This is a genomic window from Corallococcus praedator, assembly GCF_003612125.1.
GTDB classification, from domain to species: Bacteria; Myxococcota; Myxococcia; order Myxococcales; family Myxococcaceae; genus Corallococcus; species Corallococcus praedator.
In genome coordinates this window covers 1-17,768 of sequence record NZ_RAWI01000193.1, presented here as the reverse complement: position 1 = coordinate 17,768, position 17,768 = coordinate 1, and the positions used below count along the sequence as shown (strand labels likewise).

Below are 17,768 nucleotides of genomic sequence, written 5' to 3'. Positions count from 1 at the left end.
GGCATGGGCGGGGGCGTGACGATGCGCGCCGCCAGCCGCTCCTGGTACTCGCGCAGCTTCGCGGTGTGGCCCGTGTAGGCGCCGCCGAAGCCCGCCGTGATGCAGAAGTGGAGCATCTCGAAGAGCAGCACGGGCGAACCCGGCGCGTCGAGCCGCTGGTCCGCCAGCTTGAAGAAGGCCTCGCCGCCGCTGTCCTCGCCAAAGAGCCGGTACTGCAACAGCGGCCACAGCGGCTGCTCCGCGTCCGCGAGCCGCACCAGCACGCGCTCGTCCACGAGGTACGTGAAGGGCCGCAGCGCGTCCTGGACCTCCTCGTCGCGGGCGTGGGCGCCCAGCCCGGCGCGCAGCCGCTGCACCACCTCCAGGAGCTCGTCGTGGAGCGTGCGCAGGCCCTCGCGGCCCAGGAGCCCCGCCGCCGCGGCGGAGCCGGGCACGGCCTGCGGCAGCCATCCGTCCAGGACGGACTGGGCCTGCCGGTACTGCGTGAAGACGACCTGCCAGTGCTCGAGCTTCATCGCGCCCCCCTCCTCAACCGATGTTCACCATGCCGCCCTTGAGTTCCGACACCCCGTCCGCCTTGAGCGCCAGCTGCGCCTTCGCGGTCACCGTCACCTGTGCCCCCTCCACCGCCACGTCCTTGGTGCCTTCCGCCTTGATGGAGGGCGCCTTCAACGTCACCGCCTTGGACAGCGCCTCCACCTGGACGTCGTCACCCTCCACGCTGAACTTCTTCGCCGCCTTCAGCGTCACGGCCTTGTCCGAGGAGAAGGTCGCGTCCTTCGCCGCCTTCTGCGTCAGCGCGTCATCGGTGGTGAGCGTGAAGGCCTTCTTGCTCTCCAGCGCGAAGGTGTCGTCGCTCTTCCACGACGACGTCTTCGTGGACGTCACCTCGATGGTCTCCGCCTTCAGCACGAACGACTTGCACGTCACCGTGACGCTGTCCTGCTTCTGCACGATGGTGCTGGTGGCGCTGTCGCCCTTCACCTCCAGGGTGATGGCCTCGCCGTCCATCCTCACCGTCTGGAGGATCTTCCCGTCCTTGTCCTCGGTGGTGAGGACAAGGCCCTTCTCCTTGTCCATCTCGATGATGCAGATGAGCTTGGGCATGCGCGCCGTTCCCCCGCCGGTCCGACGTCAGGTCCTGCGCCAGTAGAGGAGCACCTGCGCCCCTTCGAGCGCGGGGGTCGCGAAGAACGTGAGCCCGTCCTCGCGCGTCGCGGACTGCCATTCCTCGCTCTGGTGCGTCAGCCGGTACCAGTCGATGTCCGCGTCGAAGGCGTGGGGAAAGGACGGGTAGTCCACGCGGTCGTACGGCACGCCCTTCAGGGCCTGGCGCCGCACCGCGGGCAGCCGCAGCGGGCTTGCCAGCTTCACGCCTTCCATGGAGCGGGGCCGGTCGCGCTCCTGCCGGCGCACCAGCAGGTAGAAGTCGTTGGGCGGCGGCGTCTCCTTCGGCAGGGGCGCAAGCCGGAAGTGGCCGTCCTGGCACTCGAACGCCCGGTAGGACATGGGGCTGGCCTGCGGGCGGAACCCGCGGGTGAGCAGCTCCATCCACCGCGCGAGCCCCGGGCCCGGCGCGTCGTGCTCGTACGCGGGCAGCTCGTCGTCCGGCTCCGCCTCCAGGTAGCAGCACGTCTCGAAGTACAGCCGCCGCAGCGCCTGCACCAACGGGTACGGCGGCGGCTGCAGGCCGTGGCGCATGTCCTGGCGCAGCACCTGGAGGCTGCGCACCTCGCACAGCGCCCGCCGCGCGCTGGCCAGCCTGTCGCCCCGCACCAGGCCCTCGCGCAGCGACGTGCGCAGCTGTCCCTGCGCCTGCTGGAGCAGCCCGTCCAGTTGCTCGAACAGGGGCGCCAGGAAAGGGTGGGGCCCCACGCTCAACAGCGGCGGCAGGTGCGTGGCCGACAGCCGCCAGGGCCCGTCCGCGTTCCGGGTGAAGACCGCCAGCGACAGGCTGCTCACCGTGTCGTCCACCACCGGCTCCAGCGACAGACACAGCCGCCGCCCCGCCCGCACCACGACCGGGGCCTCCTCGCCCGCGGACACGGCCTCCTCGCGGGGCTCCAGCACCCCCAGCAGGTGCAGGTACACCGTCAGCCGCGTGCGCCCTGCCTCCTCGAGCGACAGCGGCATCACCTCCGCGTTGCCCGGCACCTCCACCAGGTGGCCGCCGGGCAGCACCGCGCTCAGTTCCTCCAGCGACACCGTGCCCTTGGCCAGCAGGACGTCATTGAAACGCAGCGAACTGACGCCCACGACCGGCAGGCCCGCGAACCCCGCGTAGCGCCGGGCCTCCGTTGAGAGGGATTCCTCCTGGGCCCGGAAGTGTTCGGGCAGGAGGGTCTGCCCTTCCTGCCACAGGACTCGCACGAGGGTGTCTGGGTTCATGGAAGGAATGGGAAAGGCTTTCGTGTCACGGGGCGCCGGAATGAAAAAATGCTCGGGCCCCGGTGACAATGTTTGCAAAACGTTACTGGCCGGAAGCCCGCGCCGTCAAGCCAACCCCAATGACCCGCCCTGTCTGGTTTCTGGGTCCGCGGCGCTGCGAAACACAGGGGGTTGGGTCGTTCCTGGCTCCCCGGGTGGAGGCGTGCCCATCGTGCCGGGTCGTGTGATGGGGGTGTATTGCTTTTATGTATTGGTATGGTTTATCAATTCATTCACAAACGGCGGTTCCGTTTCCGGGGGCACCCATGGCCATCACCGACGAAGTTCCCAGATCCCGTATCACGCTCACGTACCGCACCCAGGTGAATGGCACCCGGGCGGACAAGGCGCTTCCGTTCCGGCTGCTGGTGATGGGGGACTTCTCCCGGGGCACGTCGAACGACCGGAAGAAGGATCTGGATCAGCGGGAGATCCGCAATCTGGACGGCAAGAACCTGAACCAGATCATCCAGAACATGGGCATGACGCTGAGCTTCAGCGTGCCCAACCGCGTGGACAAGAAGGACCCGGTGGACGGCTCGGAGCCCGCGCCGTTGGCGGTGAACATCAAGCTGGACTCGATGAAGTCCTTCAGCCCGGTGGAGGTGGCCCGCCAGGTGCCGAAAATCAATGCGCTGCTCACGCTGCGCAAGCTGCTGCTGGAGCTGCAGGGCAACCTGGACAACCGCAAGGAGTTCCGCCAGCTGGTGCGCCAGCTCGCGCAGAGCCCGGAGGCGGTCCAGAAGCTGAAGACGGAGCTGGACGCGTTCAAGTCGCTGGGCCTGCCGAAGCTGGCCGCGACGAACCCCCCGCCCCCGACGACGTGATGCCGGTCGCAAGCCCCTTTTTCCGCACTTCCTCCTGAACGAGGTCCACACCTTCCATGCCCACCCAACCTGCGTCTCCCAACACCGCGACGACCGCCGTGGCCGATCCGCCCCTGGACCTCCCGCTGTTCCTCAACAGCGTGCGCCTGGGGGCCGTGCCCGCCCCGCGGACCCCCACCGGCTCCAACGAACTGCTGGTCATCACCGAGGACGCGACGCCCGAGGAGCGCTTCGTCTCCAGCCTGGCGGCCATGGTCCACAACATGGACACGGACGAGGGCCGCTTCGACAAGCAGACGGTCCAGGAGCTGGTCGGCACCATCGACGCGCTGGTGTCGGATCAGCTGAACGCCGTGCTGCACGCGCCGGAGTTCCAGGAGGTGGAGGCGCAGTGGACGGCGCTCAACGACCTGGTGCGCAACACCAACTTCAAGGCCAACATCGAGCTGAGCCTGCTGGACGTCTCCAAGGAGGAGGCCTACAGCGACCTGGAGATGAACGCGGCGGACGTCGCCGGTTCGGAGTTCTTCAAGAAGCTGTACGTCGCGGAATACGATCAGTACGGCGGCGCCCCCTATGGCGCGCTGGTGGGCCTGTTCGAGTTCGCCAACACGCCGCAGGACATGCTGTGGCTCAAGACGATGGGGAAGATCGCCGCGGCCAGCCATGCGCCGTTCGTGGCGTCCGTGGCCCCGCGCTTCTTCGGCTGTGAGAGCATGAAGGAGGTCTCCCAGCTGCGCGACGTGGCGAGCCTCCTGGACGCGCCCAAGTACTCCGCCTGGAACGCGCTGCGTGAGACGGATGAGGCCGCGTACGTGGGCCTCACCATGCCGCGCTACATCGTCCGGCCGCCCTACAACCCGGAGACCTACCCGGCCCCCGGCATGAACTTCAAGGAGGCCGTGAAGGGCGACAAGGAGGAGGAATACCTCTGGGGCAACTCGGCCATGCTGTTCGCCCGCAACCTGGTCCGCTCGTTCGCGACGTCCGGCTGGTGCCAGCACATCCGCGGCCCCAAGGGCGGCGGCCTGGTGGCGGGCCTGCCCGTGCACCTGACCCACCTGCGCGGCGAGGAGGAGATGAAGCTGCCCGTGGAGATGTCCATTCCGGACTTCCGCGAGCTGGAGCTGGCCAATGGCGGCTTCATCCCGCTCATCCACAAGAAGGGGAGCGCGGAGGCCGTCTTCTTCAGCGTCCAGTCCCTCAAGAAGGCCCAGGTCTTCGAGGATGCGAAGGACTCGGAGAACTCTCAGCTGGTGACGAACCTGGCCTACACGTACTCCATCAGCCGCATCGCGCACTACGTGAAGGCCATCATGCGCGAGAACATCGGCAGCACCGCCAACGCGGCCTACATGCAGCAGCAGTTGGACCGGTGGATCTCCCGGTATGTCACCACGCTGGTGAACCCGGATGACCTCACGCTGCGCTACTACCCCTTCAAGGCCTACAACCTCACCGTGGCGGAAGTGCCCGGCAAGGTGGGCTGGTTCCACTGCAACCTGTCCGTCCTCCCGCACATCCAGTTCGAAGGCATGAACGTGGATCTCCGCGTGGATGCGCGGCTCGGCTGAAAAACCCCGCATCAAACAAGAGGAGCGAAACCATGGGTGATGGACCGCTTGGCATTTCGTGTGACTGGCAGCAGACCATCCAGCAGCGCCCCCAGAAGAACATCCCGGTGGGCTACCTGCTGGACATCAAGGGGATGGGCAAGGACGACAGCGCCTTTCCCAAGAGCAGCAGCCTCTTCTACACCCCGTTCGTCGGTGAGCCCGCCTATCCCGGTGTGGCGTTGCAGGACGTGGGGGCGAAGAAGGCCGTGCGCGCGGTGGGCCTCATCACGCAGCTGCAGTGGGAGGGGGGAAAGCTGGACCCCATGGACTTCACGGTGCTGATCTCGCCGGAGAACAAGGCGGACTTCACCGGCATCACCAACACGGAGATCCGCCAGCTCAAGTTCTGGATCTGCGAATGGGATAGCACCGCGGGCAAGTGGTACGAGAAGTGCTATCCCCTGGGTGACGAGGCGAGCGGCCCCCCCAACGAGATGTCCGCCCGTCTCAACCAGAAGGGCAGCGAGGTGATGCTCCACGTGGGCGAGCCCGAGAACGTGGGCGTCACGGACGTCAAGTTCTGCCAGATGACCTTCCAGGTCATCCCGGACAAGGCGCACCTGTGCAACATCCACTACGGCCACAACTCGAACGACAAGGATGTGTACAGCTGGGGCTACGTCGAAGGCGGCGAGTAGTCAGCGCGGAGGGCGGACGGGGAGGGCGTGATGCCGCTCCCCGTTCCGCTTTTCGTGTCACTTGTCGGTGCCCCACTTCGTGACGCGGCGCTCCTGGGAGTTGGTGGCGAACTCCAGGGTGGTGCTCTTCTTGGGCGCGGGCACCACCCGGAACTGGAAGCGGTGGAAGCGGATGTCCAGGTCCCCCGCCAGCGTGGTGGGCTGGTTGTCCAGGAAGACCTTGGGGCGGCCCTTCTCGGTGTCCATCAGGGCCTCGGCGGAGGCCGGGCTCTTCAACTTGGCGGCTTCGAACCAGGTGTCACCCGCCTCGTCGAAGTCGATGATGGCCCACGCCAGCTTCAGCCGCAGGTTCTCCAGGGGCTTGGCGAAGTGGTTGAGCACGTTGGCCGCCGTGACGCGCCCCACGTACACGCTGAAGTCCATGGGGCCGGAGGCGCCATCCATGGACAGCCGTTCAATGAGCCCGATGCATTGCGCCGTGGGACCGATGTCTCCCACCGTGGGGGAGGACAAGGTGAGCTCCTTCGCCAGGTTCAGCCCCCCGCAGCCATTCCATTCCAGCAGATATCCCAGCGCGCCCCGGAAGCCGGGCCGGTATTGAAAACCGGTCTGCCAATTGCATTCGAGTTCGAGCACGTCGGGCTTGGCGATGGGCATGGTGTGTCTGTCCTTGTAAATGAAAGACATGTATCATGAAGCGGAAAGGCAGACCATGAGAGACCTGAGCCTGTGCCTGCGCCCCGTGGAGGGCGGAACGCTGGAGCGCCTGGAGGCGCATGATCAGCGCTTCCTGACGGTGGCGGACCTGGTGCAGCGGGAGTCCTACGCGCAGGCCGCGGATGCCATCGAGGCGCTGGACGGCGAAGGCGTCTACGAGGTCCGGCTGTCGGCCTACTACCTCTTCGCGGCGCTGCGTGAGGAGGGGCTCGCGCGCCTGCCGGACGTGCTGGAGACGCTGGCTGGGCTCACGCGCGCGGCGGCGGAGGCAGCCGGGCAGGGCGAGGGGCGGGACAAGGCCAAGCCGGTGGTGCTGCTCAACAAGGCGCTGACGTGGCTGTTCCAGACGCTGCTGAGCGCGCTGCGCTACCACCACGGGAAGAAGGACGCGGGCTGGGAGGCGTGGACGAAGGGCTTCACCGACGGCAAGCGCCGCGACGCCCTGCGCGGCATCCAGACGCTGCAGGCCCTGCTGGAAGGGCCCGCGTTCCGCAACGGCTCCCAGGGGCTGGCGGGACTGGGGCAGTGGCTGCGGGAGACGCAGGAGCGCCCGGCCGCCGCCGCGCCTCCGGCCGAGCCCGCGAAGCCGGCGGCGCCCACGAAGACGAAGGGCGCCAAGGCCGCCGCCGCGCCCGCCTCGCCGTTTCCCCGCGCGACGGGGCCGTTGCAACTGCGCGGGTCGGTGCACCTGCTGGAGCTCTGCGACAAGCTCAAGGCCTTCGAGGTGCTGGTGGAGCGGGGGGACTTCCAGAAGGCGGCGATGGTGAGCGACGACGTGCTCCGGACGCTGGAGGACTTCGACCCTCGCCGCTATCTGCCGGAGCTGTTCTCCATGTTCGGCGCGCTGCTCAACCGCCACGTGGGCGACATCCAGGAGCACTGGGAGCGCAAGGACACCCTGGAGTGGCGCACGCTGTCGCAGTTCTACCAGGTGGACCTGGGCGCCTTCGTGGGTCCCGGCGAGTGAGGCGGCCCCGGTCATGAACGGCGCCTCGCCGCTGCTGTCCCCGCTGGAGCGGCGCATTCGCGCCCGGGCGAAGGACTTCGACCTGGGCCCGCTGCTGCGGCTGCTGGAGTCGCAGGGCTATGTCCGGGACCGGGTGCTCTTCGAAAGCAACCCGGAGCCGGTGGCGTCCGCGTCGCTGGTGGAGGCGGTGACGTTCCACGCCTCCCCGGTGCGCCGGGTGGTGGTGACGCTCAACCTGGGCCTGCTGGGCACGCCGGGCCTGCTGCCCAGCTACTTCCTCCAGGTGGCCGAGCAGCTTCCGGAGCCGGAGCCGTTCCTCGACTTCATCCGCTTCTTCGACCACCGGTTGCTGCTGGCGCTGGTGGAGGCGCTGCACCCCGAACGGGACGTGAGTCTGGTGGGGGACTGGGAGCGCACGAAGGGCTTCTACCAGCGCATGGTGGGCGTGGATTCGCAGGCCACGCTCCAGTGGCTGTTCCAGCAGGTGTTCCCGGAGCTTCGCGTCACGTGTTGCCGCCGCTCCTTCCGGACGCGCTTCTCCGGCATGCGCCCCACCTTCGGGCCCACGCCGCTGGATGGCACGGGCATCCTGGGCAACACGTACGCGGCGGACATCGGGGGCTTCCAGGTGGAGCTGCTCGCGGACGAGGAGTCGGACATGCGGGGCCGCGACTGGCCCTCGCTCGTGCGCCACCGCTTCCACCGGCACGTGCTGCCGCTGCTCGTGCCCGCGCGTCTGCGGCTGGAGGTGGTGCTGACGGTGCGCGCGCATGGTCGGACCGTGCGGCTGGGGCCCCGGCCCCGGGGACAGCTGGGCTACGAGCGGCTGCCGGGCGCGGAGGGCAAGCCGCTGCGGCAGCTCATCTACCTGGGCGACACCGCCGTGCCGGTGGCCGCGCCCCCGCGTCCGGACGTCGAGCGGCAGGGCATGAACATGGGCACGCCGAAGTCGTTGGGCCGCTAGGGGAGGAAGGGACCGTGGGTTTTCTGCACCGGAAGTTCCTGGGCGTGATGGAGACGCCGCGCGAAGCGGTGTTGCGCAACCTGGGCCACCTGCTCCAGGCGAAGCGGGGCGCGGCTTCGCTCCTGCCCGGCTTCGGGCTCACGGAGACGGGCTTCCGTTCGGACGCGGAGCGCGTGGCGGGCCTGAGCGCGGAGATCCGCGAAACGCTGGCCTGCTACGAGCCCCGCGTGGAGGTGGTGGAGATCAACGAGGAGCCGGCCCGGGCGGGCGGTGCGCCGGGCCTGGTGGTGCGCCTGCGGCTGCGTGGCTCCCTGGAGCCCATGGAGCTGCTCCTGGATCCGGGCTCGCGCCGCCTGCGCGAGCGGCCCCCGGAAGAGGCGCCAGCGGAGGACGGGACATGAAGTTCACCGAACAGTTGAAGGTGACGCTGGACCTCAAGGCCGGTGACACGGCCTTCACGCTGCCCGCGGGCAGCATCAAGCGCCTGTCGGTGAAGGCCTGGTCCCACGGCTTCGAGGCCCAGGTGGAGTGGTGGGTGCTCTGCAAGGAGAGCGGGGACGAGGACACGCTGTTCACCCCCTTCACCGCCACCCAGCCCCTGACGGCGACGCTGACCGTGGACCGCCGCTACGGCGCGCAGGCGGAAGGCCGCGAGGGCGCGGAGGCGCTTCCGCTGAAGCTCATCGGGCGGGTGGAGGAGCGCCACGTGCGCGAGCGCTCGCTGGCGAACGTGAAGGACGCGCCGGTGATGCAGCGGCGCTACCGGATCCGCCTGGTGGACCCCGCCGCGATGTTGTGGCGCCGCCACTTCCCCAGCGGCGTGTGGGTGGACCAGTCGCTGCAGGCGGTCATCCAGGCGAACACGCCCGGTGGCCTGGACGTGGCGTACCAATGGACGGCCGCGGAGACGGCGCATCCGCTGCATGCGCTGGGGCTGGGCGCGGACAGCGACTGTGGCGCCAGCTTCCTCGACTTCCTGCACTGGGTGCAGGCGCGCATGCACGCGGGCGTGTTCCTCGACTACGAGAAGGGGAAGTACACGCTCGCGGATGCGAAGCCCGAAGGTGGCGAGGCGATGGTGCTGACCCGCGACGAGGTGAAGCAGGTGGACCTCCGCTACCCGGAGCCCCGCCGGGACGCGCTGTCGGTGCTCAACAGCTACGTGGACGCCGGCACGAAGCGCAAGGCGGTGGAGAACGCGGACGCCATCGCGGGCGTCCTTTCCGAATGCCTGCTGACCTCCACCCTGGAAGGCACGCTCACGGACCGGGTGACGCTGGAGACGAAGCGCCAGAAGCTGGAGGGCCCGGAGGTGCGGCTGGCCTTCGCGTGCTACCCCCGCGTGGCGCTGGTGCTCAACGGGCTCTACACGCTGGGGGACGGCTTCAGCCAGCAGGCCGCGACGCACGGCAAGCAGTACCGGATGCACACGCTGGAGCTGGACGCGCGCTCGGTGGAGCCGGACGCCGCGCACGACCCCGATGGCACCGCCAACGACTACCGGTTGTCGCTGAAGGCCACGCTGGAGGAGGCCGCGGACCCCACCTTCCGGCGCCCCCGCTTCCGGCCGCCGCGCTGGCCCTTCTTCGCGGAGGGACGGGTGGTCAGCGAGGAGGGCGCGGAGGCGGACCGCACGTATCAGATCCGCCAGGACGACGAGACGTCGGTGGAGTCGTACCGGGTGAAGCTGCCCCTGTGGGGCAAGGAGGTGCGCGTCCCCTATGAGCCGCACCAGCAGCCCGGGCACTTCTATTTCCCCGCGGACAAGGGGACGCGGGTGCTGGTGTCGCTGGGCTACCAGCACGCGCGCATGGACCGCTTCCTGGAATGGCGCCCCGGCGCCCGGCTCCCCAAGGAGTCCCAGGGCAACCACCTGCTCCTGGGCAAGACGGACAAGAGCGAGACGTCCATCCAGCACCTGTACAAGGACTCGAAGCCGGTGCTGCGCATCCAGCGCACCCTGGAGAAGGACACCCAGCTCATCGAGGTCGGCGAAGGCCGGATGTACCTGCGCGTCCAGGAGGGGGAATAGGCCATGCGGATGGATGAAGCGCTCTACGCGTCCTTCCTGGAGGAGCTCCAGGCGCTGGAGAAGTTCCGGCTGGGCTACACGGCCCTGCACCCGTCGGCGCCGCTGGACGGCGAGGACGCGGACGTGCGGCGGCTCACGGAGGCCATGGCCCTGTTCACCGCGCGCACCCGCCGCGCGGGCCAGCGGGCGCTGGAGCGCAGCACGCTGCGGCTGTTCCAGCAGCACTTCGCCTACCTGCTCAACCCCGTGCCCGCCATGGCCATGCTGCGCGCGGAGCCGGACGCGCGCTTCGTGGACGCCGCGGAGCTGCCCCGGGGGACGCCCTTCCTCCTCAACCCAGGCCCGGGCGGAGGCCCCACCGGGCCGCTCTCCCTGCGCACGCTGGCGCCGGTGCGGCTGCTTCCCGTGCGGCTCACCCAGGCGCGGCTGGAGCGCCGGGGGGAGGACGACACGCTGCTGCGGCTCGTCTTCGAGGGCGGCTTTCCCCGCAACGACTCGCCGGGCGAGGTGCGGCTGCACATCAACCACCTCAACGACTTCCGGGCGTCGCTGGCGGTGTTCTTCCAACTGAAGAGTTCGGTGCGGTCCGCCACGGTGTGCTTCGACAACGGGGCGGTGGAGCACGAGGTGAAGCCCTTCGACGCGCATTCGGGCCCGGTGCGCCTGGGCGCGCCCCTGCCGGTGGCGGCGGAAGGGGAGCCGTCGGAACACCCGCTGCAACGGCTGCGGCAGCTGCTGCACTTCCCGCAGCAGGAGCTGTTCCTGGAGGCCCGCATCCCGCCCGCGCCCCGCAACTGGCAGGGCTTCACGCTGAGCCTGCGCCTGTCGGGGCGCTGGCCGTCGGAGCTGGTGCTGGGGCCGGACTCGTTCGTGGCGCACGCGGTGCCGGTGGTGAACCTGCAGCGCGCCATGGCGACGCCGGTGGAGCACGACGGCACGAAGGAGCGGCACGCGGTGCAGCACCCGGACGCGCCCATGGGCTTCCGGCTGAACACCGCCGTGGGGGTGTACCAGCTGGGCGCGAAGGGCATGCAGCCCCTGCGCCCTGGCGCCATCGCTGGGGGCTCGCAGACGTACGAGCTGGAGAACGAGGGCCAGGGGCTGGCGCGCACGTCGTGGCTGGCGCTGGACATGCCGGACGCGTTCATGCGGCCGGTGCGGCTGGGCGTGGACGGCCTGTGGCACCAGCCCCTGCCGCCGCGCTTCGATGCCCGGGGCTACCGGCCCGTCCTGGCGGACCGCTTCCTGGACGGTGTGCCGTGGAGCCTGGTGGGCGCGGTGGCGCCCGGCGGCGACAACCCGGTGGAGCACGGACAGCAGTCGCTGTTGCAGCTGCTGGCGCTGCGCACGCAGCGGTTCCTGGGGCGCGAGGACCTGATGTTCCTCCTGGAGGTGCTGGGCGTGCGGGGGCAGCGGCACTTCCGGGACCTGCTGCCGTCCCTCACGGAGGTGTCCGTGAAGTCCAAGCCTTTTGCCCGGAGCGCCGCGGGCTTCAAGTACGTGTACCAGGTGGGCTTCGGGCCCATGGACGCGTCGCTGCTGCCGCTGGTGGATCTGCTGTGCGGCCGGCTGGTGGAGCTGCTCGCGTCCTGGAGCGCGGAGGACGTGGTGGAGCTGGAGGTGCGCCTGCCCCAGCGGGAGGCGCCCCTGCGCTACGTGCCCCTGCCGTGAGGCCCGTCCTCACTTCACCTGCGCCTTCACCTGGCCGGCCATGTTGATCTTGATGATGCCGCCATAGGCGCAGTTGCACAGGGACGTGTCGGTGAGCGCCGGCTTGCCCTTGATGAGCACCGTGGGGGAGCCCGGTGCCCAGGGCGCGACGGGCACGGGCATGCACGGCATGGGGGTGAGCACTCCCAGCGCGGCGGCGGTGGCGGCGACCACGGCGGGGTTGGCCATGGACTGGCACATGCCGAAGGGCGGCACGTTCATGCCCGGGATGTTGTCCATGATGGTGGCCGCGGGCGCGGTGGCGTTCACCTGGTTGACGGGCGGCACCGACAGCGTGGATGGCGCAAGGCCGAAGCTGCACTGGAGCAGGGCCCCGGACACGACCTGGATTCCCATCAGCGTGACTCCACCAGGGCGCGCAGCGAGGTGAGCGCCTGGAACAGGGTGTCCCCCGACTTCAGCTTCAGGGACCCGGTGAGGTACTGCGCGCGGCACCACTCCTCGTCCACCGGCCCGTCCTGCTGGCCGTCCAGGCGCCTTGCGTGGAGCGCGAAGCGCTCGATGCGGTCCGGCAGCGCGTCCGCGCCCAGGGCCTGTTCGATGCGGCGTCGCACGTCCGTGTCGCTGACCTCCACGCCGGGGGGCAGGTCGCCGGTGAAGACGAGCAGCACGCTGCGGTACGCGCCCGCCATGCCGCTCACCGGCACGGCCAGCCCCACCGCGTCCAGCCGGGGGCCGGGTGGCTCGCGCAGCACGTCCGCGACCTCGCCGAAGGGATACACCCGGCCCTCGCGCCGGGGCTCGCGCGCGCCGAAGTGGTGGTACAGGCCGCGCACCCGCGTCAGGACGACGTGCGCGGGCGCTCGTCCGGCGTCGGGCAGCGGGGTGAAGAGGCCCGTGTCTCCGGCGGCGTCCTGCCCGCTGTCGGTGAAGTCGCGCAGCGCCCAGGCACGCCCGGGCGCCGGGGCGATGTCCGTGTGCACGTCGTGACCCACGCGCCGGTGCGAGCACAGCACCGCGCCCCCCCACGCCGCGTCCACACACACGTTGCCGCCGGGCACGCTGGAGAGCCCAGAGGCCTTGAGCGCGTCGCGCCAGGCGTGGAAGTCGAAGGGCGCCTGCGGATCCCTGAACCACAGGCCCACGTTTTTGAGCGGCGGGCGGGCACGGGCCAGCAGGTCGCGCAGCGCGGGCGTGATGCCCAGGGCGCGCACCGGGTGCTCCGCGAGCAGCGTGGGGGAGACCTCCAGGTCCGCGGGCTCTACGTGCAGGTACGTCGCGCCGCGCAACAGCGTGGTGAAGTACAGCGCGGGCAGGTGCTGGAGCGGGTGGAAGCCTGGGGCCGCCAGGTGGTCGCCCGGGGACAGGCCGAAGGTGAGCAGCCCGTCCACCAGCGCGCTCCGCCACGCGTCCCCGGCGGTGAGGGGCAGGGGCACGTCGCTGGGGTTCGCCAGCGGGGAGAAGAGCAGGCCCACGACTTCCGCCGGCTTGTACGTGTGCGACGCCAGCGTGGGCGGCACCTGCGTCTGCATGGGCAGCAGGAGCGGCGCGTGCTTGCCCAGCAACGGCGCCTGGTGCGGCTCCGCGGCGATGTGCTGGGGGGCCAGCGCGTCCAGCCTGCGCGCGATGAAGGCCCGGGCCCCCGGGGGCAGCAGGCTCACGCAGGCCCCCAGGCCCAGCGCGGCGCACAGCGACACCATCAGCTCCGGCCCCGGGTGCAGCAGCAGGCACAGCTTCGCGCCGGGCTTCACCCCCGCTCCCGCCCAGGCGGTGGCCCGCCGCAGGGCCTGTTCGTGCAACTGGCGGTAGCTGAGCGTGCGCCAGCCCTGGGCCCGCGAATAGGCGCGCAGCGCGATGCGGTCCGTCGTGGCGTGACGGACGACCAGGTCGTGGAAGAAGTCGTGGTGCTGGCCCGTGCGGCTCTTGAAGGGCGTGCTCCGGCCGGCGTGCGCCGGGGCGATGGCCGCGGCGAAGCCGTCCGGATCCTCCCAGCTCCGGGCCCACCATGCGGGCACGGAGTCCGGGGCCGGCTGGGTGCCGTCGAACGCGGCGAGGACGGTGCGCGGCTCGAAGGTCATGGCGCCGGGGGGGAGGCGGGTTCGGGAGGAAGCAGCTCGCGCGTGGGCACGGGCTCCACGCTCGTGTCCGGGGTGGACGGCCCCGGCCGCGTCTGGAACTCCTCCAGCCGCAACTGGGGCACGGGCTCCGGGAGCAGCTCCATGCGGGGTGGGGGCTCCTGGCGGAACGACACGCCCAGCAGCACCCGGGCGATGGGCGTGCCCGGCGTGCGCCCCAGGCCGGGCCCCGCCAGCGCGTACAGCTCCAGCCCTTCCACGAGCGGAACGCGGCCTCCGCCCAGCACCTCCACCGCGGGCTGGGGCATGTCCGCCGCGAAGGCGGCCTTCACCGCCAACTCTCCCCGCAGCCCCTGGCCCGCCGTCGTGACGCCAGCCCCCAGGCGCAGCTCCAGCGCCTGCCCGGACGCGGCCGGCGTGGACAGCGGGTTGCGTGAGCGCAGCAGCACGCCGAGCTCCAGCGCGGGCTTGAGGAACTTCACCTGCGTGCCCATGGCGGCCAGGGCCCGGACCCGCAGGCCCTGGTCCCTTCCCAGCACCGCCGCGCTTCCAAGGGGCAGGCCCAGGCCCAGGTCCATGGAGAGGTCCACCGGGTGATCGTCGCGCCGCGACAGCAGGCCCAGGCGCGCCTGCACCTCCGGCGTTCCCAGACCCTGGGTGGCCAGCGGCGTCAGGCCCAGGGGCGCCGGATCCTCCCCCTGCTGCCAGAGCACGATGGGCACCTGCGCGCCCACCTCCAGCCAGGGCAGCACGCCGTAGCTGCCCGCCAGCACGGACGACGCGCGGTTGCGCACGGCCTCCAGGCGCCGCTCGCCATTGAGCAGCACCAGCGGCAGTTGCTGGTACTGGCCCACGAGCCCCGCGCTCCAGCCGCCGGGCACCAGCAGCTCGCCGTTGCGCATCACCGCCGTGCCCCGGCCGGCGTTGACTTCCAGGTGCTCCAGCTCGAAGCCGGGCAACGAGGACTGGGCCCCGGCGGGCAGCGCGCTCAAGAGGAGCGCGGCCACCGCGCCATGCATCGTGAAGGGTCTGGGCATAGGGGCATGACCGCGCACCGGCCGCGTTCCGGCGGGCCGCGCTCCATGGGGCGGCATCATACCCAGACATCGATGTGAAACATAGCGGGCCCCTGGGTCGGATGAGCAGGGAATGGGTCGTGATGGCCCGGATGCGCGAGGTGGGGAGACTCAGCGGGTCCTGGTGTTCGGGCCCTCCACGGGCAGCTCCACGATGAAGGTCGCGCCCTGTCCGGGCTGGCTTTCCGCGCGCAGCGTGCCCTGGTGCGCTTCGATGATTTGTCTGGTGATGAAGAGGCCCAATCCCAGACCTCCGTAGTGGCGTGTTGAAACAGCGCGGGTGAATTTCTCGAAGATGGCCTGGAGGCTTCCCGGTGAGATGCCAATGCCTTCATCCTTCACGCTCAGCCTCGCCATGCCCCGCAGGCGCTCCACCGTGAGGGTCACCGGCCTCCCCGGGCCGTACTTCAAGGCATTGGAGAGCAGGCTGCTCACCACCTGCTCCAGCCGGTGACGGTCCCACTGGCCCACCACGCCGGAGGCCGCCTGGATGACCAGCTCACTGTCTGTCCTGGTCGCCTGGGCGCTGAAGCGCTCCACCACCTCCTGGACCACGGAGGCCAGGTCCACCGGCTCCAGGGACAGCGGCGCGGCCGGGCCCGTCAGCTGCGTCACCTCCAGCAGGTCGTTGATGAGCGTGGTCATCTTGCGGATCTGCCCGGAGACACTCTCCGCGGTGCGCATCACGCGCCCGCGCAGGGCCTCCAGGGTGTCGGCTGTCTGGGCGTCGCGCACCAGGGACTGGAGCTTGAGCTGCAGGGGCGTCAGCGGCGTCTTCAGCTCGTGGGACGCCACCGTCAGGAATTCGTCCCGCAGGGACACGGCGTGCTGGAGCTGGGCCTGCGTCTTGCGCAGCTCGCTCACGTCCTGGTGGGCCAGGAGCACCGCCGCGGGATGGCCGTGCTGGGCGGACAGGGGCGCGGCTTCCACGAGCAGGGAGTAGCGCCCGGTGGGCGTGTGCCAGACGACGGACGCCCCGTGCACCGGCTCGCCTCGGGCCGCCCGCACGCCCGGGACCTCGTCGCTGCGCAGCTCCCGGCCCGTCTCGTCCGTGAAGAGATACGTGCCCGCGTAGCGCTCCACCCGCAGGCCCTCGGGAAAGTCGCCGCCGGCCATCCGCCGGGCCGCCTGGTTCGCGAAGATGGCCCGGCCGGTGTGGGGCTCCATGAGGATGAGCGCCACGGGCGTCCGGTCCAGCACCGCCTCCAGCCACTGCTGCTGGTTCCTGAGCGACGCGGCCCACTCCTCCAGCTTCTCCCGGGCCTCCACCCGGTCCGTCACGTCGATGGCGAACGACAGCACGGAGTCCACCTGCCCGTTCACGTCGCGCAGGGGCTGGTAGACGATGTCGAAGCGGCGCGTCGTGTCCCCCGTGCCGTTGAAGTCGGCGACGATGGGCTTCTCCTTCTGCGCCTGGGCCTCGCCGGTGTCGAAGGCCCGCGCCAGGAACTCCGAGTAGTCGTCCCCGGTGGGGGGCAGGGACCGCAGGGAGATTCCCGTCAGGTCCTCCCCGTGCGACAGGCGACGGTAGAAGGGGTTCACCAGGGTGAAGGTCTGCTCCCGGCCCGACAGGATGGCGATGGACGCCGGAGCATTCATCAATACGGCGTGCAGCCGCGCCCGCTCGGTCTCCAGCAGCGCCTCCGCCTGCTTGCGCTCGGTGACGTCCTCCGCCGTGGACACCCATTCGCGGATGTCCCCCTTCCCGTCGAAGACGGGCACGGCGCGGCCCACGACGTCCCGGTAGCCGCCCGCATGGAACTTCAGGCGGAACTCCCCCCGGTAGGATGCGCGCGTGCGCAGCGATTCCACCCACCCCCGCACCACGCGCTTGCGGTCCTCCGGATGGATGGCGGAAAGCCAGCCCAGGCCCAGGTGCTCCGCGTGCGTCTGGCCGGTGAAGGCCATCCAGCGCGGCGCGGGCTCCACCACCTCCCCCCGCTTGTTGGTGGTCCACACCGGCTGCGCCATGGCCTCCACCAGCGAGCGGTAGCGCTGCTCGCTGGCCTGAAGCGCTTCATGGGCGCGGCGCTGTTCGGTGACCTCCACGACGATGATGCCGATGCCCAGCAGCACGTGCGAGGCGGTCCGCATGGGGTAGTAGCTGGTGAGGAAGTGGCGCTCCACCCCCGCGGCCTTGGGCGTCACGCCGCTCATCTCGAATGTCTTCGCCTCCCCTCCGTCCAGGATGTGCTGGTACTGGGGACGCAGCGTGGCCCACAGCTCCGGGAGCAGCTCCTGCACCTTGCGGCCCAGGTGGGCGGCGCGTGGAATCCCGTTCATCTCCGCCAGGGCGTCGTTGACCTTGACGAAGCGCTGCTCCAGGTCCAGCACGGCGAGGCCCACGGGCGTGCAGGCCACCAGGGTCTCGAGGAGCAGTCGGGACTGCGCCTCGGTCAAGCCCTCGCTGGCCGCACCATCGAAGCTAGCGCTGGGACTTTCCACGCGCGCCTCCTGGGGCCACGGCCCCTTCCTGGCAAGCGGGGAAGCGAAGCCCCGTGACTCCGCCTCCCACCGCTGAAGTGGCCTGACCTGGAGGGTGTGCATCCCAGGTGGTTCCTGGCATCCGCCGGCCGCCTGGGAGCGCAGCCGCTGATTGGCCGGTCCCTGCCGCGGCGTCCGCCTTCCTGCCCTTCGTCGCCGACACTACAGTCCAGACACCATGCCCGACCTTCGCAAGCTCCTGCCCGCAGGCCTGCTGCTGTGCTCCGCCTGCGTCACGCCCGTCCAGTCCCGCGGTGAGGCCCCGGCCCCGCCC

16 protein-coding genes are annotated in these 17,768 nt (G+C 70.3%); 8 read left to right on the top strand and 8 right to left on the bottom strand.

Translation table 11 applies throughout. The features are described from left to right. The 3 genes from D7Y13_RS23460 to tssK all read right to left on the bottom strand — a co-directional run. Window positions 1-515: DotU family type IV/VI secretion system protein (locus D7Y13_RS23460; protein ID WP_120630779.1), on the bottom strand; the 515-nt coding region annotated here is incomplete at its 3' end. Window positions 516-528: 13 nt separating this feature from the next. Next, window positions 529-1,107: a hypothetical protein gene (locus tag D7Y13_RS23455; protein ID WP_120585074.1), complete on the bottom strand. Its 579-nt coding sequence runs from the start codon at window positions 1,105-1,107 to the stop codon at window positions 529-531. Window positions 1,108-1,134: 27 nt separating this feature from the next. After that, complete coding sequence (tssK, locus tag D7Y13_RS23450) at window positions 1,135-2,388, bottom strand: type VI secretion system baseplate subunit TssK (protein ID WP_120535328.1); 1,254 nt, start codon at window positions 2,386-2,388, stop codon at window positions 1,135-1,137. 305 nt (window positions 2,389-2,693) lie between these two features. On the opposite strand from tssK, the gene tssB reads away from it, so the two are divergent. From tssB to D7Y13_RS23435, 3 genes are read left to right on the top strand one after another with little or no spacing between them, the layout of a single operon-like run. Beyond that, complete coding sequence (tssB, locus tag D7Y13_RS23445) at window positions 2,694-3,254, top strand: type VI secretion system contractile sheath small subunit (protein WP_120535329.1); 561 nt, start codon at window positions 2,694-2,696, stop codon at window positions 3,252-3,254. A 56-nt stretch (window positions 3,255-3,310) separates the two neighbouring features. Then, window positions 3,311-4,828, top strand: a complete 1,518-nt coding sequence (tssC, locus tag D7Y13_RS23440) for a type VI secretion system contractile sheath large subunit (protein ID WP_120535330.1) — start codon at window positions 3,311-3,313, stop codon at window positions 4,826-4,828. Window positions 4,829-4,860: 32 nt separating this feature from the next. After that, on the top strand, window positions 4,861-5,508 hold the full coding sequence (locus D7Y13_RS23435) for a hypothetical protein (protein ID WP_120535331.1): 648 nt from the start codon (window positions 4,861-4,863) through the stop codon (window positions 5,506-5,508). Between the two features lie 57 nt (window positions 5,509-5,565). On the opposite strand, the gene D7Y13_RS23430 is transcribed toward D7Y13_RS23435, so the two are convergent. Beyond that, a complete protein-coding gene (locus tag D7Y13_RS23430; RefSeq protein WP_147444437.1) occupies window positions 5,566-6,165 on the bottom strand; it encodes a hypothetical protein in 600 nt (199 codons plus the stop codon). A 55-nt stretch (window positions 6,166-6,220) separates the two neighbouring features. Here D7Y13_RS23430 and D7Y13_RS23425 point away from each other — a divergent pair, with 55 nt between their 5' ends. Genes D7Y13_RS23425 through D7Y13_RS23405 form a run of 5 tightly spaced genes read left to right on the top strand, consistent with a single transcriptional unit; the run spans window position 6,221 to window position 11,859 of the window. After that, a complete protein-coding gene (locus D7Y13_RS23425; RefSeq protein WP_147444436.1) occupies window positions 6,221-7,192 on the top strand; it encodes a type VI secretion system protein IglI family protein in 972 nt (323 codons plus the stop codon). A gap of 13 nt (window positions 7,193-7,205) precedes the next feature. Beyond that, window positions 7,206-8,156: a type VI secretion system baseplate subunit TssG gene (locus D7Y13_RS23420; protein WP_120585072.1), complete on the top strand. Its 951-nt coding sequence runs from the start codon at window positions 7,206-7,208 to the stop codon at window positions 8,154-8,156. A 14-nt stretch (window positions 8,157-8,170) separates the two neighbouring features. Further along, complete coding sequence (locus tag D7Y13_RS23415) at window positions 8,171-8,557, top strand: GPW/gp25 family protein (protein WP_120535335.1); 387 nt, start codon at window positions 8,171-8,173, stop codon at window positions 8,555-8,557. Beyond that, window positions 8,554-10,188 carry a hypothetical protein gene (locus tag D7Y13_RS23410; RefSeq protein ID WP_120535336.1) on the top strand — a complete coding sequence of 545 codons (1,635 nt, stop codon included), beginning with the start codon at window positions 8,554-8,556 and terminating at the stop codon, window positions 10,186-10,188. Before D7Y13_RS23415 ends, D7Y13_RS23410 begins: the two co-directional genes overlap by 4 nt. Before the next feature lie 3 nt (window positions 10,189-10,191). Beyond that, window positions 10,192-11,859 carry a type VI secretion system baseplate subunit TssF gene (locus tag D7Y13_RS23405; RefSeq protein ID WP_120585071.1) on the top strand — a complete coding sequence of 556 codons (1,668 nt, stop codon included), beginning with the start codon at window positions 10,192-10,194 and terminating at the stop codon, window positions 11,857-11,859. Window positions 11,860-11,868: 9 nt separating this feature from the next. Here D7Y13_RS23405 and D7Y13_RS23400 read toward each other — a convergent pair whose 3' ends face one another. From D7Y13_RS23400 to D7Y13_RS23385, 4 genes are all read right to left on the bottom strand, one after another. Next, window positions 11,869-12,255: a DUF4280 domain-containing protein gene (locus tag D7Y13_RS23400; RefSeq protein ID WP_120535338.1), complete on the bottom strand. Its 387-nt coding sequence runs from the start codon at window positions 12,253-12,255 to the stop codon at window positions 11,869-11,871. After that, window positions 12,255-13,937 (bottom strand): AMP-binding protein, encoded by a 1,683-nt coding sequence (locus tag D7Y13_RS23395; RefSeq protein WP_120585070.1) that lies wholly within the window; start codon window positions 13,935-13,937, stop codon window positions 12,255-12,257. The genes D7Y13_RS23400 and D7Y13_RS23395 overlap by 1 nt, the downstream gene beginning before the upstream one ends. Further along, window positions 13,934-14,971: a hypothetical protein gene (locus D7Y13_RS23390; protein ID WP_120585069.1), complete on the bottom strand. Its 1,038-nt coding sequence runs from the start codon at window positions 14,969-14,971 to the stop codon at window positions 13,934-13,936. Before D7Y13_RS23390 ends, D7Y13_RS23395 begins: the two co-directional genes overlap by 4 nt. A 150-nt stretch (window positions 14,972-15,121) precedes the next feature. Further along, window positions 15,122-17,455, bottom strand: coding sequence for a PAS domain-containing sensor histidine kinase (locus D7Y13_RS23385; protein WP_158626164.1), 2,334 nt, complete (start codon window positions 17,453-17,455; stop codon window positions 15,122-15,124). Window positions 17,456-17,768: the final 313 nt, after the last annotated feature.